The organism is Paraburkholderia sp. FW306-2-2C-D06C, from assembly GCF_058781505.1.
The window spans coordinates 24,773-43,959 of record NZ_JBYSWU010000058.1; the positions used below are offsets into that span (position 1 = coordinate 24,773).

At 61.8% G+C, this 19,187-nt stretch carries 14 protein-coding genes; 3 read left to right on the top strand and 11 right to left on the bottom strand.

Annotated features, from left to right (window positions below; genetic code table 11):
* Positions 1-32: 32 nt before the first annotated feature.
* Complete coding sequence (ltrA, locus tag AC3WLT_RS31125; RefSeq protein WP_492595479.1) at positions 33-1,124, bottom strand: group II intron reverse transcriptase/maturase; 1,092 nt, start codon at positions 1,122-1,124, stop codon at positions 33-35.
* 66 nt (positions 1,125-1,190) lie between these two features.
* On the opposite strand from ltrA, the gene AC3WLT_RS31130 reads away from it, so the two are divergent.
* The 3 genes from AC3WLT_RS31130 (at position 1,191) to AC3WLT_RS31140 (ending at position 4,126) form a co-directional block, all read left to right on the top strand.
* A complete protein-coding gene (locus AC3WLT_RS31130; RefSeq protein WP_492595497.1) occupies positions 1,191-1,775 on the top strand; it encodes an SDR family oxidoreductase in 585 nt (194 codons plus the stop codon).
* Between the two features lie 279 nt (positions 1,776-2,054).
* The gene (locus tag AC3WLT_RS31135; RefSeq protein WP_492595480.1) at positions 2,055-2,717 is read left to right on the top strand and encodes a hypothetical protein; all 663 of its coding nucleotides are present in this window, start codon (positions 2,055-2,057) and stop codon (positions 2,715-2,717) included.
* Positions 2,714-4,126 (top strand): ATP-binding protein, encoded by a 1,413-nt coding sequence (locus AC3WLT_RS31140; protein WP_492595481.1) that lies wholly within the window; start codon positions 2,714-2,716, stop codon positions 4,124-4,126. The genes AC3WLT_RS31135 and AC3WLT_RS31140 overlap by 4 nt, the downstream gene beginning before the upstream one ends.
* Before the next feature lie 83 nt (positions 4,127-4,209).
* Here the strand turns inward: AC3WLT_RS31140 and AC3WLT_RS31145 are convergent, their stop codons facing one another.
* The 10 genes from AC3WLT_RS31145 to AC3WLT_RS31190 all read right to left on the bottom strand — a co-directional run bounded on the left by AC3WLT_RS31145 (position 4,210) and on the right by AC3WLT_RS31190 (position 19,177).
* Entirely contained in the window at positions 4,210-5,598 is a 1,389-nt protein-coding gene (locus AC3WLT_RS31145) for an ATP-binding protein (RefSeq protein ID WP_492595482.1), read from the bottom strand.
* Complete coding sequence (locus AC3WLT_RS31150; protein ID WP_492595483.1) at positions 5,595-7,256, bottom strand: FAD-dependent oxidoreductase; 1,662 nt, start codon at positions 7,254-7,256, stop codon at positions 5,595-5,597. The genes AC3WLT_RS31145 and AC3WLT_RS31150 overlap by 4 nt, the downstream gene beginning before the upstream one ends.
* Positions 7,257-7,405: 149 nt before the next feature.
* Complete coding sequence (locus tag AC3WLT_RS31155) at positions 7,406-10,147, bottom strand: MGH1-like glycoside hydrolase domain-containing protein (RefSeq protein ID WP_492595484.1); 2,742 nt, start codon at positions 10,145-10,147, stop codon at positions 7,406-7,408.
* A 235-nt stretch (positions 10,148-10,382) separates the two neighbouring features.
* On the bottom strand, positions 10,383-10,805 hold the full coding sequence (merC, locus tag AC3WLT_RS31160; RefSeq protein WP_492595485.1) for an organomercurial transporter MerC: 423 nt from the start codon (positions 10,803-10,805) through the stop codon (positions 10,383-10,385).
* A gap of 791 nt (positions 10,806-11,596) precedes the next feature.
* A complete protein-coding gene (locus AC3WLT_RS31165; RefSeq protein ID WP_492595486.1) occupies positions 11,597-12,955 on the bottom strand; it encodes a sensor histidine kinase in 1,359 nt (452 codons plus the stop codon).
* Positions 12,956-13,022: 67 nt separating this feature from the next.
* Positions 13,023-13,739, bottom strand: coding sequence for a response regulator transcription factor (locus tag AC3WLT_RS31170; protein WP_492595498.1), 717 nt, complete (start codon positions 13,737-13,739; stop codon positions 13,023-13,025).
* Between the two features lie 10 nt (positions 13,740-13,749).
* Positions 13,750-14,568 (bottom strand): MipA/OmpV family protein, encoded by an 819-nt coding sequence (locus AC3WLT_RS31175; protein ID WP_492595487.1) that lies wholly within the window; start codon positions 14,566-14,568, stop codon positions 13,750-13,752.
* A 576-nt stretch (positions 14,569-15,144) separates the two neighbouring features.
* Positions 15,145-15,639, bottom strand: a complete 495-nt coding sequence (locus AC3WLT_RS31180; RefSeq protein ID WP_492595499.1) for a MarR family winged helix-turn-helix transcriptional regulator — start codon at positions 15,637-15,639, stop codon at positions 15,145-15,147.
* A 74-nt stretch (positions 15,640-15,713) separates the two neighbouring features.
* Positions 15,714-17,612, bottom strand: a complete 1,899-nt coding sequence (locus AC3WLT_RS31185) for a feruloyl-CoA synthase (RefSeq protein ID WP_492595488.1) — start codon at positions 17,610-17,612, stop codon at positions 15,714-15,716.
* Between the two features lie 113 nt (positions 17,613-17,725).
* Positions 17,726-19,177, bottom strand: a complete 1,452-nt coding sequence (locus AC3WLT_RS31190; protein ID WP_492595489.1) for an aldehyde dehydrogenase — start codon at positions 19,175-19,177, stop codon at positions 17,726-17,728.
* Positions 19,178-19,187: the final 10 nt, after the last annotated feature.

Genomic DNA, 19,187 nt, shown 5'->3' on the forward strand with positions numbered 1-19,187 from the left:
ACCGTACGTGCGGTTCCGCATACGGCGGTTCATTAAACACGCTGGAAGCGCCGCTGAGTCTCCAGCAACGAAACCAACCCTAGTACGTCAAAGAAGCTCTTCGGATAAGCCGTGTTCATGTGGCTCGCGCCGGCGTTCCACCAGGGGCCCCGTCCGTTGCTTGCCGATTTCCATGCACGCGTCTTATCCAGGCCTCGCGCTTGTAGTCGCCTGTTACGGGTAGCCGGGCGTTTCCATTGCCGCCACAGCAGGCAGCGCAGTTTGCGCCGTATCCACCCGTCCAGCTCCTCCAGCACACCTTTTACCTCAGTCAGACGGAAGTATGAGGCCCAGCCACGTAGCACCGGGTTGAGTGCCGCGATCGTGACGGCGAGGTTGCGCGAGGCATTCCCCACCACGATCTCACGCACCCGGTCCCGCAGTCGCTTCAGACTGCTGTCGGCCACCTTCAGGCGCGCCTGCTTGTGCCATGTGGCGCTGTAGCCCAGAAACTTCCGCTGCCAGGGCCGCGCAACGGCGCTTTTATCCCGGTTAACCTGGAGTTTCAGTTTCTTCTCCAGATATTCGGTGATCGCCACCATCGCGCGCTGTCCTGCCGTTTGGCTTTTGACGTAGATGTTGCAATCATCGGCGTACCGGCAGAACCGATGTCCCCGACGCTCCAGTTCGCGGTCCAGATCCGTCAGCAGGATATTTGACAACAGCGGTGACAGCGGGCCGCCCTGGGGCGTACCTTCAGTCCTCGCGCTGACGACCCCTTCAGACATCATGCCCGCTTCCAGATAGCGTCGGATCAGTTTCAATACCCGTCCATCTTTCACCTTGCGGGCGACCCGCGACATCAGGATGTCGTGGTTCACCCGGTCAAAGAATTTCGCCAGATCCAGGTCAACCACCCAGCGGCGGCCTTCCCTGATATAGCCTTGCGCTCCTTGCACCGCTTGCCATGCATTGCGGCCCGGTCGGAAGCCGTAGCTATGCCTGGAGAATTCGGGATCGAACTCCGGCTGGAGAACTTGCAGCAGCGCCTGCTGGATCAGTCGATCCAGTACCGTCGCAATACCCAGTGTGCGCACCCCGCCGTCAGGCTTGGGTATCTCCACCTTGCGTATCGCCGCCGGCATGTGGGGCCAGCAGCAGACGTCGTGGCTGCATCAAGGCCGGATATAGATCCGCAGCCCATCCTGTCTATCGGAACACACGAGAAACTAGCGCAAACGGGACGCGTTCATATAGATTACCCCACCACGCGCTACGCCTTCGACGGCGTCGTCAACAACGTGGGACTCGTCCGACCTCAGGTCCTCGGTGAAATCCAGCTCGACGACCTGGACGATGTGTTCGCGCTCAACCTGCACCCGGCCGTGCAGGCCGTGCAGGCCCTGTTGCCGGGCATGCACGCTCGCGGCTGGGGCCGGGTCGTCAACGTTTCCAGCCTGACAGTCCTCGGCATCACACACCGGACCGCGTACGCCGCCGCGAAAGCCGCGCTGGTCAGCGTCGCGCGCTCGTGGGCGCTCGAGCTGGCGAAAACCGGCATTACCGTCAACGCCGTCGCGCCCGGCCCGACGGAGACGGAACTGTTCCGCAAAAACAGTCCTCCCGGCAGCGAAGGGGAGCAACGCTACCTGTCGGCAGTGCCGATGGGCCGGTTCGGCAAGCCCGACGAAATCGCCGCGGCGATCGCGTTCCTGTTGTCGGACGATGCCGGTTTCATCACCGGACAGACGCTGTATGTCGACGGCGGCGCCTCCATCGGCAAGGCGCAGATCTGACCGCATTCCGGCCTAGAATGACTTCTATTGCCCCCTGCCATCCGTCAGGGACCACATTCAGTAAGAACGCTATAGCGGCACGGCGGCTAGGATTCATGGAACGGCACCGCCCGCGCCTAGCCGGAGCCCTCTACCGCGCGAGCGGTGTCCTTCCTCGACCCGCTACTGCCGTTCGGGCAAAATCTGTGAACGGCTCAAGTTCAACTCAATCCAGACCAACGAGCGTCACGCATGCATCGACCCGCTATTGCATCTCGCCGACGTCTGAGCGGCGCCGCCATGGCCATTTCCGGGCTCCTTTTCGTTCTTTACCCGGCGATCCGCCCTTTCTCCGACGAGCGCTCCCTGCGGGGTGCTGCCGCGTTCGCGAGCGGCCAGTGGTTGATCGCGCACATGTTGGCCATGGTGGCTTTTACGTTGCTTCCATTGGGGCTGCTCGAGCTTCACAGGTCACTACAACGGACGGCGGCAGAACGCGGCGCGTACTGGGCGGTCGTGCTGAGCCTGCTTGGGACAGGACTGACCTTGCCGTTCTACGGCGGGGAAGCCTACGGTCTTCACGCGATCGGACAGCAGGCCGTCATCCAACAGAGTGTTGCGGTGCTGAGTCTCGCCACCGATGTTCGTTCCGGCCCCGGCCTCGCCATGTTTCTTATTGGGTTGCTGTTGCTCGCTGTCGCGGCGATCATCGCCGCAACTACGATCTGGCATTCGGTCATTTATCCGCGATGGAGTGGCGTACCCCTGGCCTTAGGCCTCGCGCTCTACATCCCGCAGTTCTTCGGAACGCAGCCGCTGCGCGTCGCCCACGGGCTGCTTGTCGCCATCGGATGCTGGTGGATTGCCGCAGGGATATGGAGCCGCGGCACAACACAATGCTCGCTGGCTACGCAATTCAATCCTGGAGCGCATTTGTGTCGCCGGGAGGCAAGCGAACCATGATCGATCTCGACAAGCTGGGCAGGATACCGGTGTTTGCGGACCTTTCGCCGGAACGGCTGCAATGGCTGTGCGACAACCTGACGGAGTTCACTGTCGAGGCAGGCAGCGTACTCCTCGACGAAGGCGAGCTGAGCTCCAGTCTCTTCATTCTGCTCGAGGGAGAGCTCACGTTAACGCGACGAGCGGAGGGACACCTTCCGAGCGAGCGTTTTGTTGCGCCGGAGATCTTGGGCACGCCATGCCTGATTGCTTCGATTCCCTATCCGGCGACCGTCAGGGCCGCAACCCCTTGCCAGCTCGCCGAGCTTTCGGACGCCGCCTTCCGCGATCTGTTCATGTCGTGCGACCCTTTCAACCGCGCCATCACCCGCGTGATGACCGACTGGCTCACCACGCTCGAAGCGGCCGGACACAATCACGAGAAGCTGGACGCATTGGGCAAGCTCGCGGCCGGGCTCGCACACGAGCTGAACAATCCCGCTTCGGCCGTTGCGCGTGCGCTCGACCACCTGCTCGGCGAACTCGCAGCGCTTGAGAATTCAGCGTTGGCGCTAGGCTCGAGCGCGGTACCTCGCGATGCCGTGGATGCACTGAGAGCACTAGCCACGAACAAGACTTCGGAAACTGGCGCGAGCGGCGCGGATTCACTGCGGCAGAGCGAAGCGGAAGCACGCCTCTGCGACTGGCTCACTGCCCAGCGCGTGACCAAGCCGTGGCTGGCTGCTCCGTGTCTTGTCGCACATGGAATCACGTCCGACGCGCTCGGGCACGTGGCTGCCGGCCTGAACGCCGAACAGTTCGATGCAGGCGTCGGGTGGATCGCTCAGGTACTGGAGCTTCGCTCGGTACTGCGCGAGGCGATGCGCGGCGCGGAGCGGATCTCGGACATTGTGAAGGCGATGAAGGCGTACTCGTACATGGATCAGGGACCGCAGCAGGAGATCGATATTCACGACGGCATCGAGGATACGCTGACGGTGCTTGCGCATGAACTGAAGCAGACCGTCGTGATCATCCGCGACTACGACCGCAGCCTGCCGCGTCTGCAGGTATATGGCAGCGAACTCAATCAGGTGTGGACGAGGATCATCGCTAACGCGATCGAGGCGATGAACGGGCACGGCGACCTGACTATCCGCACGCGCCGCAATGCGGACTGCGCGATGGTCGAGATTACCGATACCGGGCCCGGTATTCCGCAAGCAGCTGTGCCACACCTGTTCGAGCCTTTTTTTACGTCGAAGCCGGTAAGCAAAGTGCAGGGGCAGGGCCTGGGACTTGGTCTGCACATCGCCTACCGTATCGTGGTCAATCGGCATGGCGGGACGATTCAGGCAAGCTCACGTCCTGGCGAAACGACCTTTCGGGTGACGCTCCCACTGGCAGGTGCGGGGACCGGTGTCGCTTGACCTGAGGGACACGTGGCCTGGCTTCTCTCGCAATCGCGATGAAAGCACGCCCGCTGTCCCGGATTCAGCCCGTCGTCCTGCGCTCAATGAATGGCGGCCAGCGGCAGACGCACCTGGAATATTGTTTCGCCCGCTCTTGAGACGATATTGATCGTGCCACCGTGGCGGTTGACGACAGTACGGTAAGCGATGTGCAAACCCAGGCCGCTTCCCTTGCCAGGTGGTTTGGTCGTAAAGAACGGATCGAATAGCTGTGCCTGGATCTCCTCCGGGATGCCGGGGCCGGTATCGGCGATCTCGACCGATGCCAAATCCCCTTCCCGGCGCGTGCGGATAGTGATCTCGCCTTCGCCCGACATCGCGTCAACCGCATTGTCGATCAGGTTGGTCCACACCTGGTTGAGTTCGCCACCGCACACCGGCACGCGCGGCAGCGTGCGATCGTAATCGCGCTTGACCGTGACCCCATGCTTGAGCTTGTACCGCATGATCGTCAGCGTGTCCTCGATGCCGTCGTGGATGTCGACCTCCTGCAGCGGCGCCTGGTCCATATACGAGTAGTCTTTCATGGCCTTCACCAGCTCGGAAATACGCGCGGCGCCGAGCCACGCCTCGTCTGTGAGGGCCCGCAGTTCCAGCCTGGCAGCCAGCCACCGGATGCCCGCGCCGAACTGCGCGGAGCTCACACGTGCGGCTACCGGAGCAAGATCGTCCAGCGAGATCCCGGCGGCCACCAGTTGCGGCGCGACAAGCCAGGGTTTTGCGGTGCCGCATCCAGCCAGCCAATCCGCCAGCGAGCCTTCCGCTTCGCTTTGCTGCACCGCGCTTTGATGGTTCGCTTGCACGGGTATCGCGCGGCTTGCCAGCTCGTTCAGCGTCCCCATGACATCGGCAGGCATCGCGCTTGAAACCAGTGCGTGGATGGCTTCGCCTGTGCCAGCGAGCGATGCGCGCAACTGGTCCGTCGCGCGCGCGACGGCGGCTGCGGGATTGTTCAGCTCATGTGCCAGTCCAGCGGACAGCCGGCCCAGTGCGGCCAGCTTCTCGCCAGTGAGAATGAACGTGTCGTAGGCGCTAATGCGCGCGAACATCGAACGATAGATGACCCTGCTGAAGGACTGGCATTCGCTTAGCAGCGTGCGAAACGCGTCGTCGGATAGCGCAACCAGACGGCAGTTCGTCGCAGCGGTGAAGGTCAACGGCACCGGCACCTCGGCGAGCAGCGCCGCTTCCGCGATGGAGGTCGGCGCGCTGCGCCGGTCGTCGAACATCTGCCGTCCACCGACGGCTTTTTCCGTCACCAGTTCGCCCTCGAGCAGTATGTATTGATGGGTGACGCGCTCGCCTTCCCGAATCAGCACGTCGCCTTTGTTCAGGCGACGCTCGCTCAGGTTTTCGCTCAGCCATTGCCTGCGCTCCTCGGACATACCCGCGAAGAGCGGCATCTCGAACAATGCGGTCAGGTCGCTCATAGATTCGCCAGGTACTGGTGGACAGAGTGCACCGCAATCGCGCCTTCTCCGACAGCCGCCGCGACGCGCTTGACCGAGTCGGCACGCACGTCGCCGGCCGCAAAGACACCCGGCACGCTGGTTTCCAGCAGGAACGGGTCGCGCCTGGGCAACCATCCGCCCTGCCCCCGGCCTGCCTTGACGACGGCGCGGCCGGTCAACAGAAAGCCATGCTCGTCGCGCTCGAGTACCCCACGCAGCCACTCCGTGCAGGGCGCGGCGCCGATGAAAACGAAAAGGCCAGTCGCGGGAACAGACTCTATTTGTCCGATCCGGACATCGCGCAGCGTGATTTCCGCAAGGTGCCCCTGACCGCTCACGCTTTCCACCACGGTATTGGGACGCAGATGGATGTTCTCCGTATCGTTGATCTGTGTGAGCAAATAATGCGACATATCGGGATTCAGGGAGCCGCCGCGGCACAGGATGGTCACCGAGCGCGCGTACTTCGACAGGAACATCGCACCCTGCCCAGCCGAATTAGCCGCGCCGACGACGTAAAGATCCTGATTGGCGCAGGCGACCGCGTCGACAAGCGAGGCGCCGTAATAAACGCCCGCACCCGTCAGTTCCTCGATACCGCGAGCCTCGAGCTTGCGATAAGACACGCCGCTCGCGACCATGAGCGCCAGGCAGCTGACTTCGGCTCCATCCGACAGCCTGATGAACTTGTACGGCTCGTCGATGCGCAGACCCACCGCCTGTTGCGTCAGGATCATTTCCGCGCCGAAACGCCTCGCCTGCATCAGCGCACGGCGCGACAGCTCCGCGCCGGTCACGCCGGCCGGAAAGCCGAGATAGTTGTCGATGTGGGAACTGGTGCCGGCCTGGCCGCCGGGCGCATCGCATTCGACGATCGCCACATGAAGTCCTTCAGAGGCGCCATATACGGCGGCAGCCAGCCCGGCCGGCCCGCCACCGACGATCACGAGGTCAAAAAACGGCGTGGTCGAACGCGTGCGCAAGCCCACTTGCTCGGCAATCTGACCGGTCGTGGGCCGACTCAAGACCGTGCCGTCCTCGAAGACCAGCACCGGCAGTTGCTGCTGCGCCGGGCTCAACGCGTTCAGCAGCGGGTCCGCCTCGTCGTGCCGCTCCACGTCCAGCCAGCGGTACGGAATGTGATTGCGCGCCATGAAGTCACGCAATTGATGCCCTTGCGGCGACCAGCGATGATCGAGCAGACGAATGCCCTGAAACGGAGGTAAATAGGAGGCCTGCCAGTCGGCGAGCAGATCGTCGAGCGCTGGATAGAAGTTTTGTTCCGGCGGATGCCAGGGTTTGCGCAGGTACTGGTCGAGGTGCACCGTATTGATCGCACGAATCGCGGCATCCGTATCCGCATAGGCGGTCAGGAGCACGCGCTTGGCGTCGGGAAACAGCTCGATGGCCTGCTCGAGAAACTCGATACCGCTCATCTGCGGCATGCGCTGGTCCGCGATGAAAAGCGCGACCGGGCGGTTTAGCCGGCGCAGTTCTTGCACGGCGTCGAGCGCCGCCCTGCCTGATTCGGTGCGCACGATCCGGTAATGCTCGCCGTACGCAACCTGCAGGTCACGGGCAACCGCACCGGACACGATGGGGTCGTCGTCGACTGCGAGGATGACGGGCTTATCCATGGGATGTCGAACTCTGCAAACACTCCCTGACATCTTCAAAACTGGCGCGGCGCTGCTCGGCGACAGGCCGAGGCCTGGACCGACGGGTTGAGAGCGCGCCTGAATCCATTTTAGGCGCTACCAAGTCCGTACTCCCCAGGGTGCCAACGCTACCGCGCCATGGCCGGCGCGGTGTCTTCGGCCACTGGCGCGGCCACCGACGCAACATCAGGCGCTGCGTGGGACAGTTTCATCATGCGCGGCTGGAGCAACAGCGCGACGAGCCCGCTCCAGCCGGTCTGATGCGAAGCGCCGACACCGCGTCCGTTGTCGCCGTGAAAGTACTCGTGGAACAGTACGAGATCCTGCGAACGCGGGTCGGCCTGCAGCATCGGATAGGCCGCCATCACGGGCCGCAGGCCTTGTGCATCTTTGAGAAAGAGCGTGGTGACGCGCCGTGCGAGGTCATCGGCAATCTCGCTCAGCGAAAACCTGTTGCCCGATCCCGTCGGATATTCGACGCGAAACCCATCACCGTAGTAACGATGGAACTCATACAGCGATTCGACCAGCAGGTAGTTGACCGGCATCCAGACCGGCCCGCGCCAGTTCGAATTGCCGCCGAACACGCGCGAGTCCGATTCAGCAGGCAGGTACTTGATGCAGAAGCTCACGCCGTCATGGTCGAAGACGTACGGTGCATCGCGATGCACACGGGACAGGGCCCGCACGCCGTGCTCGGAGAGAAACTCGTCTTCATCGAGCGCACGGCGCAGCAGCGCCGTCATCCGGTGTCCGCGCAACAACGACAGCAGCGTGGTGTTGCCTTTGCCAGGTTCGGTCCAGCGCGACACCAGCTTCGCCAGATTCGGCCGATGATCGAGAAACCATGCCAGCCGTTCGCGCAATCCGGGCAGATGACCGTACACGCGCTCTTCGAGCACGTGTACGGCGAACAGCGGAATCAGCCCGACGATCGAGCGAATGCGCATCGGCAGACGGGTACCGTCCGGAAGGTGCAGGACGTCGTAGAAGAATTCGTCGTGTCCGTCCCATAACCCTGTCCTGCAGCCTTCGCTGCAACTGACTGCTTCCGCGATATACAGAAAGTGCTCGAAGAACTTCACCGCGATTTCGACGTACGCGTTGTTCGTCATCGCCAGTTCGAGGCCGATCTGCATCAGGTCGAGCGCGTACGAGGCCATCCATGCCGTGCCGTCGGCCTGATCGATGCGGCCGCCGGTCGGCAGCGGCGAAGACCGGTCGAAGATGCCCACGTTGTCGAGTCCAAGAAAGCCGCCCTGAAAGATGTTGCGGTCATCGGCGTCCTTGCGGTTGACCCACCACGAGAAATTGAGCAGCAGCTTGTGGAACATGACTTCGAGAAACTCGTGATCGCCAACGCCCGTCACCTCGCGGTCGAGTTCGTACACACGCCATGTTGCCCACGCATGAACCGGCGGATTCGCATCGCCGAACGCCCACTCGTAGGCGGGCAATTGCCCGTTCGGATGCATATAGCGCTCCTTCACGAGCAGCAGCAATTGCTGCTTCGCGAAGTCGGGATCGATCATGGCGAACGCGACCGCATGAAACGCGAGGTCCCACGACGCGTACCATGGGTACTCCCACTTGTCGGGCATCGACACGATGTCGCCATTGCACATATGCCGCCAGTCCGCGTTGCGGCCGTGCCTCCGTGCTCTTGGCGGCTTCGGCTGGCCGGGGTCACCGTCGTGCCAGCGCGTCACGTCGAACTGGTAGTACTGCTTCGTCCACAGCATGCCGGCGAGCGCCTGACGCTGCACGAGCCGCGCATCGACGTCGGGGATGTCGTGCTGAAGCGCCGCATAGAATTCGTCGGCCTCCGCTTGCCGGCGCGCGAAGAGCTCGTTCATGTCGAGCGGCACGGCATCCGGAGCCGGTTCGGGACGCCAGCGCAGATACAGCACCGAGCGCTCATGAGGCGCGAACTGCAGGTACACATGCGCGGCGGCGCGGGTGCCCTGGTCGCGCCGGATGGCCTGCTCGTCGCCGTCAACGAGGTAGTCATTGAAGCCGTCCTTGAACGGCCCCGCTCCTTCGAAGCCGAAAAGGCGGCGCACATTCGTTTCGTTTTCGCAGAAGAGCCACTCGATCGGCTGTTGCGCCGACGCTGTCACGATCATCGTTCCCAGCGCGGGATTGTGCGCGACGACGCGCGCGCCTTCCTCTGCATTCGGCTCCAGCGTGAGCGACGGCTTGCCGCGCTTGCCCGACCACGCCCATCTGTTGCGCGCCCAGAATTGCGGCAACACATGAAGCGCCGCGCGCTGATCCGCGCGGTTTTCTACCGTAACGCACATCACGATATCGTCGGGTGTGTGCTTCGCATACTCGACGCAGACGTCGAAGTAGCGGTTATCGTCGAACACGCCCGTATCGAGGATTTCATATTCGGGCTGATCGGCGCCGCGCCGCAGATTTTCGTCGATCAGATGCTGGTACGGGTACGCGTCGTGAGGATACTTGTACAGCATCTTCATGTACGAATGCGTCGGCGTGCCGTCGAGATAGAAGTAAAGCTCCTTTACGTCCTCGCCGTGATTGCCTTCCTCATTCGTCAACCCGAAGAGCCGTTCCTTGATGATCGGATCGTGCCCGTTCCAGAGCGCGAGCGAGACGCACCAGTCGAGCGGGTCGTTGCCGAATCCGGCAATGCCGTCCTCACCCCAGCGGTACATGCGGCTGCGCGCATGATCGTGTGGAAAGTAGTCCCATGCGGTGCCATTTTCGCTGTAGTCTTCGCGAACAGTGCCCCATTGCCGCTCGCTCAGATAAGGTCCCCAGCGGCGCCATCGGTCGAGTTCCGGACCATGGAGCCGGGCCCCTTCCTTCGACTGGAGAAGATTGATTGCTCGTAGCGGCGGCATGGAACCTCCCGACCCGACATCGACCAGCCAACACATTCAATGCATGAACGTCTGTCCTTTTTCGACGAACGGCCCCATCGACCGTGGCCAGACGGTGCCTTAATGATAGGCGCCATCGTGCTGCGGCGGCGATCCACCGTACCGGCCGGCGTACCCCCTCGCTGTCTCCCGGTTATCCGGCGCAGCACGAGAGCTGCGTCACGTCCTGCTCGATCGGGTCGACGCCACCCGGCGCTCATCCGCGCCTTTGTGGCACGTCGCAGGCGTCGGTGGTGCATCGCCGGTGGGCGGGCGAGGTCAGATCCCAGATTGCGACGGCAAGCATCGATGCGAGGCCGGCATACAGCAGACCCGGCGCCCACGTCCGGCCGAGAAACACCACCGACGCCGCCAGCACGATCAGCGGGCCGATCATGCCCAGCGCGCTACGGTGCCATTGCCGATGGCTCAGGAAGCCCAGTGCATTCGCGACCAGCACCAGAAGCGCGGAAACCGGCAACACGATTTGCACCAGCAGACCTTCGTAACGGTTCAGAAAGCCCAGTCCAAGCGCGGCCCCCAAGCTGGCCAGCGCTGGGAAGCATCCCGCACAGCCCATCGCGGAAACGAGGCTGCCGAGCGCGCCGGTCTTGTCGGCGATGCGAGTCAATACGCTCATGGTGACGACTCCGGTTACGGGTTCAATGGATAGCGTAACCTTAGGTCCGTACCTCAGTACGGAGTCAAGCGGAATGAACAACCATCGCGAGAGCCTGACCATTGGCGCCTTCGCCAGAGCGGCGGGCGTCTGCGCGGCAGCGGCGGGTCAGCGAGAGCCTGGACCTCCCTGCTCTCCTTCCCTCGTCCCGTCGAAGACTGAAACGCACCTCCCTTCGCCGAAGCCTGCCGCGCCGGGCCTGATTAGGTGTAACGGGGGGGACCAAGCTGAGCGCGAATTTCTATCATAAGCCTGACAGTTATAAGGCCTAGCGTTTTCATACGGGAGCTGGGTAGTTCCCCGTGGGCGCGTAGTCGCATCAAGCTACATATAGCGCGACAGTTCCCATCTCGCTGCTTGTCGTCACCGCGTCAGGGTCAGGGTCATTTGGTATCTGATCATTGACACGGACTGCGATGTTTCCGAATAGCTCTGTGCATCTATATAACCCTGGCGCTTATGATAGAAATTCGCGCTCAGCTTGCTCCACCCCCATATGGGGTGCCGTCAAGATTCGGATTTTTTCGTACGCCAGGCGTCTTGGTGGGCGTTCCGAACGTCGCTGATCGACCCAACAGAGCCGTTCGTCACGACGCATTGTCTATGGCTGGCAGAGCGATGAGAGCGGCCATTTGAAGTTGTTCATCGCCTGTGGCCAGGCGTAACGGGTATTCCGGCCCGGTTATCGGTTGCTCATTATTCGTGAAAGGCCCACGACGAGTCGACGGTCACCGGAAGGATGAAGAACGCAGTTATAACCACACAGTAAATCGCGTTCCTATCGCGAGACTGCTCACCGTCAACCGCCAATTGTGCGCCAACGCAATTTCCTTACATATTGCCAATCCGAGGCCCGCCCCGTCGTGTCTTGCATTTGGCGCACGCCAGAATCGCTTGAACAGAAACGGAAGATGATCCTTCGGTATGCCACACCCTTCGTCACGAACCTCGATCGATGCCTCGTCGATCGTTAACGACACGATGCTGTTGGCGCGCGATGCATTGATCGCGTTTTCGACGATATTCTTGAGGAGGATGAACAGCGCGCCCTTGTCCGCCCAGATCGGCGGCGATGCACGACACTCCTCGATCCGCAGCGTCACCTGTTTTCCATCCGCCTTAGGGGCCAGATACGCGACGACATCCTGCATTACATCGATCGTGCGGACTTCGCCGAAGTCGAAATTCTGCGCCTCGCTGACTTCAGCAAGATGCAGGAGTTGTCGAACCTGTCGCGACATCAGGTCGATTTCACGAAACAGCAGGTCTTTCCGCGCGATCTCCGGCTGCAACTCGATCTGCCCGCGGATCAAGGTGAGCGGCGTTTGAAGTTCATGCGCGGCGGCCGCAAGAAATTGCTGTTGGACTACGAAACCATTCTCCAGTCGTTCAAGCGCCTCGTTGAAAGCGTTGATCAACGGCTTGATCTCACTCGGAATGCCACTGGCCAAAAGGCGCGTTTTTAGCCGGCGCGGGGTTATCCGCGTAGCCGCCTCTGACGCATCTCGCAACGGCTTGAGCACCCGGTAGATTGTAAGCGGCAGCACCAGGCCCGAAATAATAGCCACAACGAAGAAAATAACCTTGACCGTGGCCGGAATCGGCTTGACTTTTGAACTGACCAAGGCGTCCAGGAAACGTTCGCTGGTTGCGGTCTGCACATAGAACGCGGATTGTCCTCGCAGGACCCGCTGCGTCGCGACGAAGAACAGCTTTCCATCGATATTCACGTAGGATATCTTGCCGACGGCTCCAGCCAGATCGGCTGTCAGCCACGGACCGACTGTGTTTGCTCCCGTCGAGGCAAGCAGGACGTGACCTTGTCCATCCAGCACACGGTATTTGAGTTCGGTGGGCACGAGATTAAACAGCCACCCAACATCACGATCATGAAGGTCGACAGAATAGGGGCGATCCGCCTTGTTGAACCTGATTCCATCGATTACCCGATCGAGGTCCTCCGTCAATTCGTGGCGACCCAGCGTCTGCTGTGGATAGTGATCGAACACGTAGATAACCAGACCGGCAATCACCGTCAGGCTGACTGCAAGTGCGACGACGGTCGTCGCCCACAGCCGCGCCGACAGGCTTTGAATGTAGTGATCGAGCATGACGCCCCCACATTAGAACGGGTGTGGAATGCCTGAGCCGAGTAATAGATCGCTCATGGAACACCTCTCAAGTGCCTTCCGGCCGCCCCGAAAGCTGCCGCTGTTGCTCCGATACTTCCTCGAGAGCAAATCCCGCGCTGCGAACGTTCGTTAGGCGTGTCCTGGTGTTGATCGAAGCCAGTTTCTTACGCAACCGGTGCACGGTCACCTCCAGTGCATTCGGTGTTACGGCTTCGGCGAGACCCCAGGCGGCATGCTCAAGTGCAGCGTGCCGCACCGTTCGGCCGGCCGCTTCGATCAGGCAAAGCATGATCTGCAGTTCAGCGGGCGCGAGCAGGACCAACCGCGCGCCGCAGCGCATCTCACGTTGCTGGGGATCCACTTCAACGTCCGCGAATGACGCGACAAGCGTAGTTAGCACCACTGGCCGGCGCATCAGAGTGCGCACCCGCGCAACCAGCTCGCTCATCTCAAACGGCTTGGTCACGTAGTCGTCCGCGCCGCTTTCGAGCCCGTCGACACGATCGTGCAAAGCATCGCGGGCCGTTAGCATGAGGCACGGCGTCATTTGACCGGTCGCACGCAACGCGCGCAGGAAGCTCAGCCCATCGCCGTCCGGAAGGCTACGATCGATGATCAACACCGCGTAGTCGAACTGGCGCACACCGTAGGTTGCTCCAGAGATATTGTGAAACTGGTCGGTTTCGATTCCCACGCGCATGAGGGCCTGGCTCACCATGTCGGCGAGGCGTGCATGGTCTTCGACAATTGCAACTCGCGACATGACGCTGAACTCACTTGAATTGGTATATGTAGCCGATCCCGACCTCCGGGATGAACCGCTTACCGACAAGGGGACTGTCCGTGACACCGCCGCCAAAGTGCGACACACCAACGTCCAGCAGGAGGCGTTGGTGCTTCGTGAGGTTGTAATCGATACGCGTTCCCAACGAAGTCTTCCAGGTTGCCGTGCCGGTGTACGCCTGACGTCCGGGGCGCACCTCGGAGGGGCGCACGCCGTAATAGTAATCGACGTATTTGCCGCTCAACCAGTCCACGCCCAAATGCGGATTAATCGAGAAATCTCCAACATCAAATGACTTGCTGTAGTTCAGGCTGGCACGCTGCCCCTTGTTCCCGCCCACCAGATAGTCTCCCGAAAGCGTGCCGAATGCGGTATGTAAAGCAAGCGCAGGACCGTACCAGAACGCGCCATTTCGGTCTTCCATGCCATTCAGGATTGGAGCATCAGACTGCTTGTAACCATCGCCAAGCGAAAATTTTCCGCGCAGCGCAACGCTTACACCGCTCCAGTTCCCGATCTTCACGTCGATCGTAGTGCCGAAAACATGTACCCACTTATCGTCGAAGTAGACCAGCGGGAGCGGCTCGACTTTTGAGCCGTATCCCTTATACGGCGACTGCCCAATACCGACACCTGCACCAAGCCCCCAGTGGGTCACGTTCGTCGCATTGTTCAGGATCATAAGACCTGAACTCTCCGCGTCGATATGGTCAATGTCACCTCCTTCCGCCCGCGCTAGCCCGGAAGAGAGCGCGAACAAGGCAGCAGTCAGGAATATGCGGTGAACAGGCAAGGGATTTTTTTTCACGATCGCTTCCAGGAAGTCAGTGGACAAAGTGGAACCGACTTTATGGGAGCTCGACTTACCGGTTACTTACCGGTTCAAAAATTGATATCGCCGATGCACCTGCGCACGTCAGTGTCATAGACGTAGCGTTGCACTGGTCTTTTCCGTGCCTCCAGGACACGCGACGAACATTGCCGGAGCGCGCATGCGGTTTCGCAGCCCGGAAGTAAGTGTTTCGTATGTTGCGCGGATCCATCATGCATCCCACTACACGCCGGCGCCCCATCCGTGATCCGCAGGTCGCAGCGCTGCAGCCTCTCTTTCCTTGTTGAACACCAAGGCGGGCACCACATGGAAAACCCTTTAGTGACCGCTAATCGGAATCGACCATCTAGTTGCAGTCATACCCTCCAGTGAGCCACGAATGGCATCAGCGACCGGAACGGATGCAGCGAGAGCGACCCGACGACCGCTTTGGCTACGAACCTGCCCATTTCCTAGCCATGCTGAACGGCCGCTCATGGCCGAACCCGGGCTCCGCATCGAACTGGCGGAGCGGCCTGCCATTGATCGCCCGAGGGGGCGAAAACGGTGGCTTCAGCTACGCAGATTGCGCGCGAAAAGTTCCAGACAGTCCTGGACAAGGAGTGCGTCAGCGGATCGGATGTTCGTGAGCATCTGGTCTTCGAGCGAACGCACGACGTCCATGCCCTGGCGCAACACGCCGCGTCCCTCCTCCGTCAGTCGCAGGACTACGATACGTCCGTGGTTAGGATCAGGCTCGCGCGTGATCCAGTTTTTCGCAGACATCGCGCTCATCACTTCGTTGGCCGATTGTGGTGTAATGAAGGATCGTTCGGCCAGTTGCGCATTTGATGCCTGCCCGCGTGCGTCGAGCACCGACAGCGCCGTAAATTGCGCGAGCGTAAGCCCGACAGGCGCCAGTGCCTCGGTCATCTTGCGGCGGAGGATGCGATCGAGGCTTCCAACCAGATAAGTCAGGCGTGGCCGCGCCTGACCCTTGCGCGGGCCTGCGGCCTGGGCGGATTTCGTCGTCGACGTAGCTTTTTTTACTGGCAGTTTGGTCGGCATCGCAACGCTTAACGGGGCTAGTGGAGATGCCAATGTTACCGCGTCGGCGCGCTCTGCCTGATTAATGTGAAGTTTCAACCGCGCATGCCCCTCGCGAGGATTACCCGCGAATCAGCTCGACTCGAGTCATATAAGGCATCGACGATCGCCGCGCGATGTGTCAACACCGCCGACTGATTGATCGAGCCTTTGTCGGTGACCTCGCCGCGATCGAGCGACGGCGGTACTTCGAGCAAGCGCATCCGGGCGATGGTATTTGCGCTGCCTGTTGCCTGCCGGTTCAATCGTGCAAGCAGTGTCACGAAGAACTCGCGCACCGCGGGCACCTCGGCGACTTCGCTCGCGCTCGCATCGGGCGACAGACCCGCGAGCTTTCGAAGCTCGTCGAGTCTCGGAAACACCAGCGCGCCAACGTCGTCACGGTTCATCCCTGTGATGACGACATCTTGAACGTACGGCGCCCCTTCGGAGATGATACGGGCACGCATGGGCCCGACGCTCACAAAAGTCCCGGAGCTAAGCTTGAAGTCTTCAGCGATGCGGCCATCGAACATGAGTCCGAGCTCGGGCCGCGCCGCGTCAACAAATTTGAGCGCATCGCCGCTGCAGTAGTAGCCTTCTTCGTCGAAGCTCTGCGCCCCTTGGCTAGCTTCCATCCGCCAGTAACCCGCCATGACATGCGGGCCACGATACCGTGCTTCCAGTTTTCCGGCCACTGGGACCAGCTTGACGTCACAGCCGGGAGCCGGCACACCCACGTATCCGGCTCGCATGATCGGGCCCGTCGTGAACAGGCACGACGGCGATGTCTCCGTCATGCCGAGCCCCGCCATGATCCGGATGCGTTCACCGCAGTAGCGGGCCGTCACCTGTTCGAGCCGGTCCCATGCAGCCTGCGAAAGCCCTGCGCCCGCGAAGAAATACACCTTGACGCGCGAGAAGAAGGTCTCGCGTAGCTTGACATCGGTTTCCAGCGCAGCCGTCAGTTCCTCCCATCCCTTCGGCACGTTGAAGAAAATCGTCGGCGCGATTTCGCGCAGATTGCGAAGCGTTTCCTCGAACTTGGCCGGAACCGGCTTGCCGTCATCGATATAAATCGTGCCGCCGTTATACAGCGCGATACCGATGTTGTGACTGCCGCCGAACGTGTGATTCCACGGCAGCCAGTCGACCAGAACCGGCGGTTCATCCGCGAATGCGGGGAACGTCTCCAGCAGCATCTGCTGGTTGCTGCACAGCATGCGGTGCGTCGTCGGCACGGCCTTCGGCAGCTTCGTCGATCCCGATGTGAACAGAAACTTCGCGATGGTGTCCGGTCCCACCGCACGCTGCGCATCGTCGACGCTCGTTGGGGACGTTGCGATCAGATCGGCGAACGATGACGCTGCCCGCCCGCACGATCCAGATGCGCACACGACTTCGACGCCTTCCGGCACTACCGCATCGATGGCAGCCGCGAAAGCATTCCCGTCGGTGGCGAAGACGAGGCCGGGCTTCAGCACATCGAGCGTATGACGCAGCTTGCCGTAATCGCTGGACACCAGCGAGTATGCCGGCGAGATCGGCACATAGGGCACACCGGCCCACATCGCGCCGAGCGCGAGCTGCAGGTGTTCGAGATCATTGCCCGAGAGGATCACGACGGGTCGCTCGACTGAGAGCTGACGGTCGATCAGTGCTTGGCCGATGGCTCGCGCGCGTTCCAGCATCTGTGCATAGCTGATGCCGTTCCAGGCGCCGCTAGCATCGCGGCACGCGACGAGCCAGCGCTCAGGGTGCGCTTCGGCGCCGCTCACGAGCCTGTCCGTGAATCGCTCCGGATAGCTTCCGAGCGGCTCCTGCGTGCTCATGTAGAAGATGTCGCCGTCCTGGCGCACGTTGATACCCGGGCTTCCGATGCGCACCTTTCGATGCGGCAACTTCGCCAGGTCCCACGCTTCTTCGCCTCTTTCTTGAGTCGGCTCGAAGTTCACTGATTGTCTCCGCTGAATGTCCCCGGCGTCGTCCCGCGCATTTCATGGCGCGCCGGTACGACCTTCGCCCTCACGGCGGTTGTCGGTGGATTGATTTGTCGTCGCGCCTTGGGTCAGATGGGATAATGTCGCTCGCCCGTCTGAACCGTGATCCAGCGCAAATCGGTGAATTCCGCGATCGATGCCTTGCTGCCGAAGCGGCCATAGCCGCTCCCCTTCACACCGCCAAACGGCATCTGCGCTTCGTCATGGACCGTGGGGCCGTTAATGTGACAGATGCCCGATTCGACGCGCTTCGCGACATTCAACGCGCGCGCGACGTCACGACTGAACACGGCCGCCGACAGGCCAAACTCGCTGTCATTTGCCACCGCCACGGCTTCATCGTCACTTGCGACGCGCTGTACCGTGACCACCGGTCCGAACGATTCCTCCGCGTACAGCTTCATGTCGCGCGTGATGTCATCGACGATGGTTGGCTGCATGATCGCGCCGTCGATTGCCCCGCCTGCCCGGATTTTCGCGCCGTGGCTGCGGGCGTCCTCGACCAGCGCTGCGATGCGCTGGGCAGCTTTCGCATCGACGAGCGCGCCGAGCTTCGCACCCGCGGCCGTCGGCGCCATCGCAACGAGCGTGCGCGCCTTCGCCGTGAGCTTTTCGACCAGTTCATCCGCGATACTTCGATGCGCGATGATGCGCTCCGTCGACATGCAAATCTGGCCTTGATTGAAGAAGGCGCCGAACGCGATGGCTTCGACAGCGGCATCGAGATCTGCATCGTCGAGCACCAGCGCGGGTGCCTTGCCGCCGAGTTCCAGCAGCGCGGGCTTCAAGTGTTTCGCCGCATGCATGGCGATGATGCGTCCGACGTGGGTCGATCCCGTGAAATTCACCCGGCGCACCGCGCGATGCGCGATTAATCGCTCGACGATTGCCGCCGCGTCCTCCGGCGCGTTCGTTACGACGTTGACGACTCCATCGCCGAGCCCCGCTTCCTGAAGCACGGTGCCAATCATGCGATGCACCGCGGGACACGCCTCCGACGCTTTGAGCACGACGGTGTTGCCGCACGCGAGCGGCATCGCGATGGCGCGCGTGCCGAGAATTACCGGCGCGTTCCACGGCGCGATGCCGAGCACGACGCCACATGGCTGGCGCACTGCGAGTGCGAGATTGCCGGGCATGTCGGTGGGAATCACGCTGCCGTCGATCTGCGTGGACATCGCCGCCGCTTCGCGCAGCATGTTCGCGGCGAGATGGACGTTGAAGCCGTACCAATTCGCCATCGCGCCCGTCTCCGCCATGCCCGCCGCGATGAAATCACTGGTGCGCGCATCCATGATGTCGGCGGCCTTGAGCAAGCGTGCGCGCCGCTCCGACGGCGTCATTGCCGACCAGGCCGGAAACGCCCGAGCGGCCGATTCAACCGCGGCATCGGCGTCTTCGAGCGTTGCGGCCGGTGCGCGCGAGGCCACCAGTCCTGCGACTGGGTCGAGGCGGTCGAATGTCGCCCCATTCGATGCGGCGCGATCCTGCCCGCCGATCAACATGCTCAGTTCGTTCACGGTGTTCTCT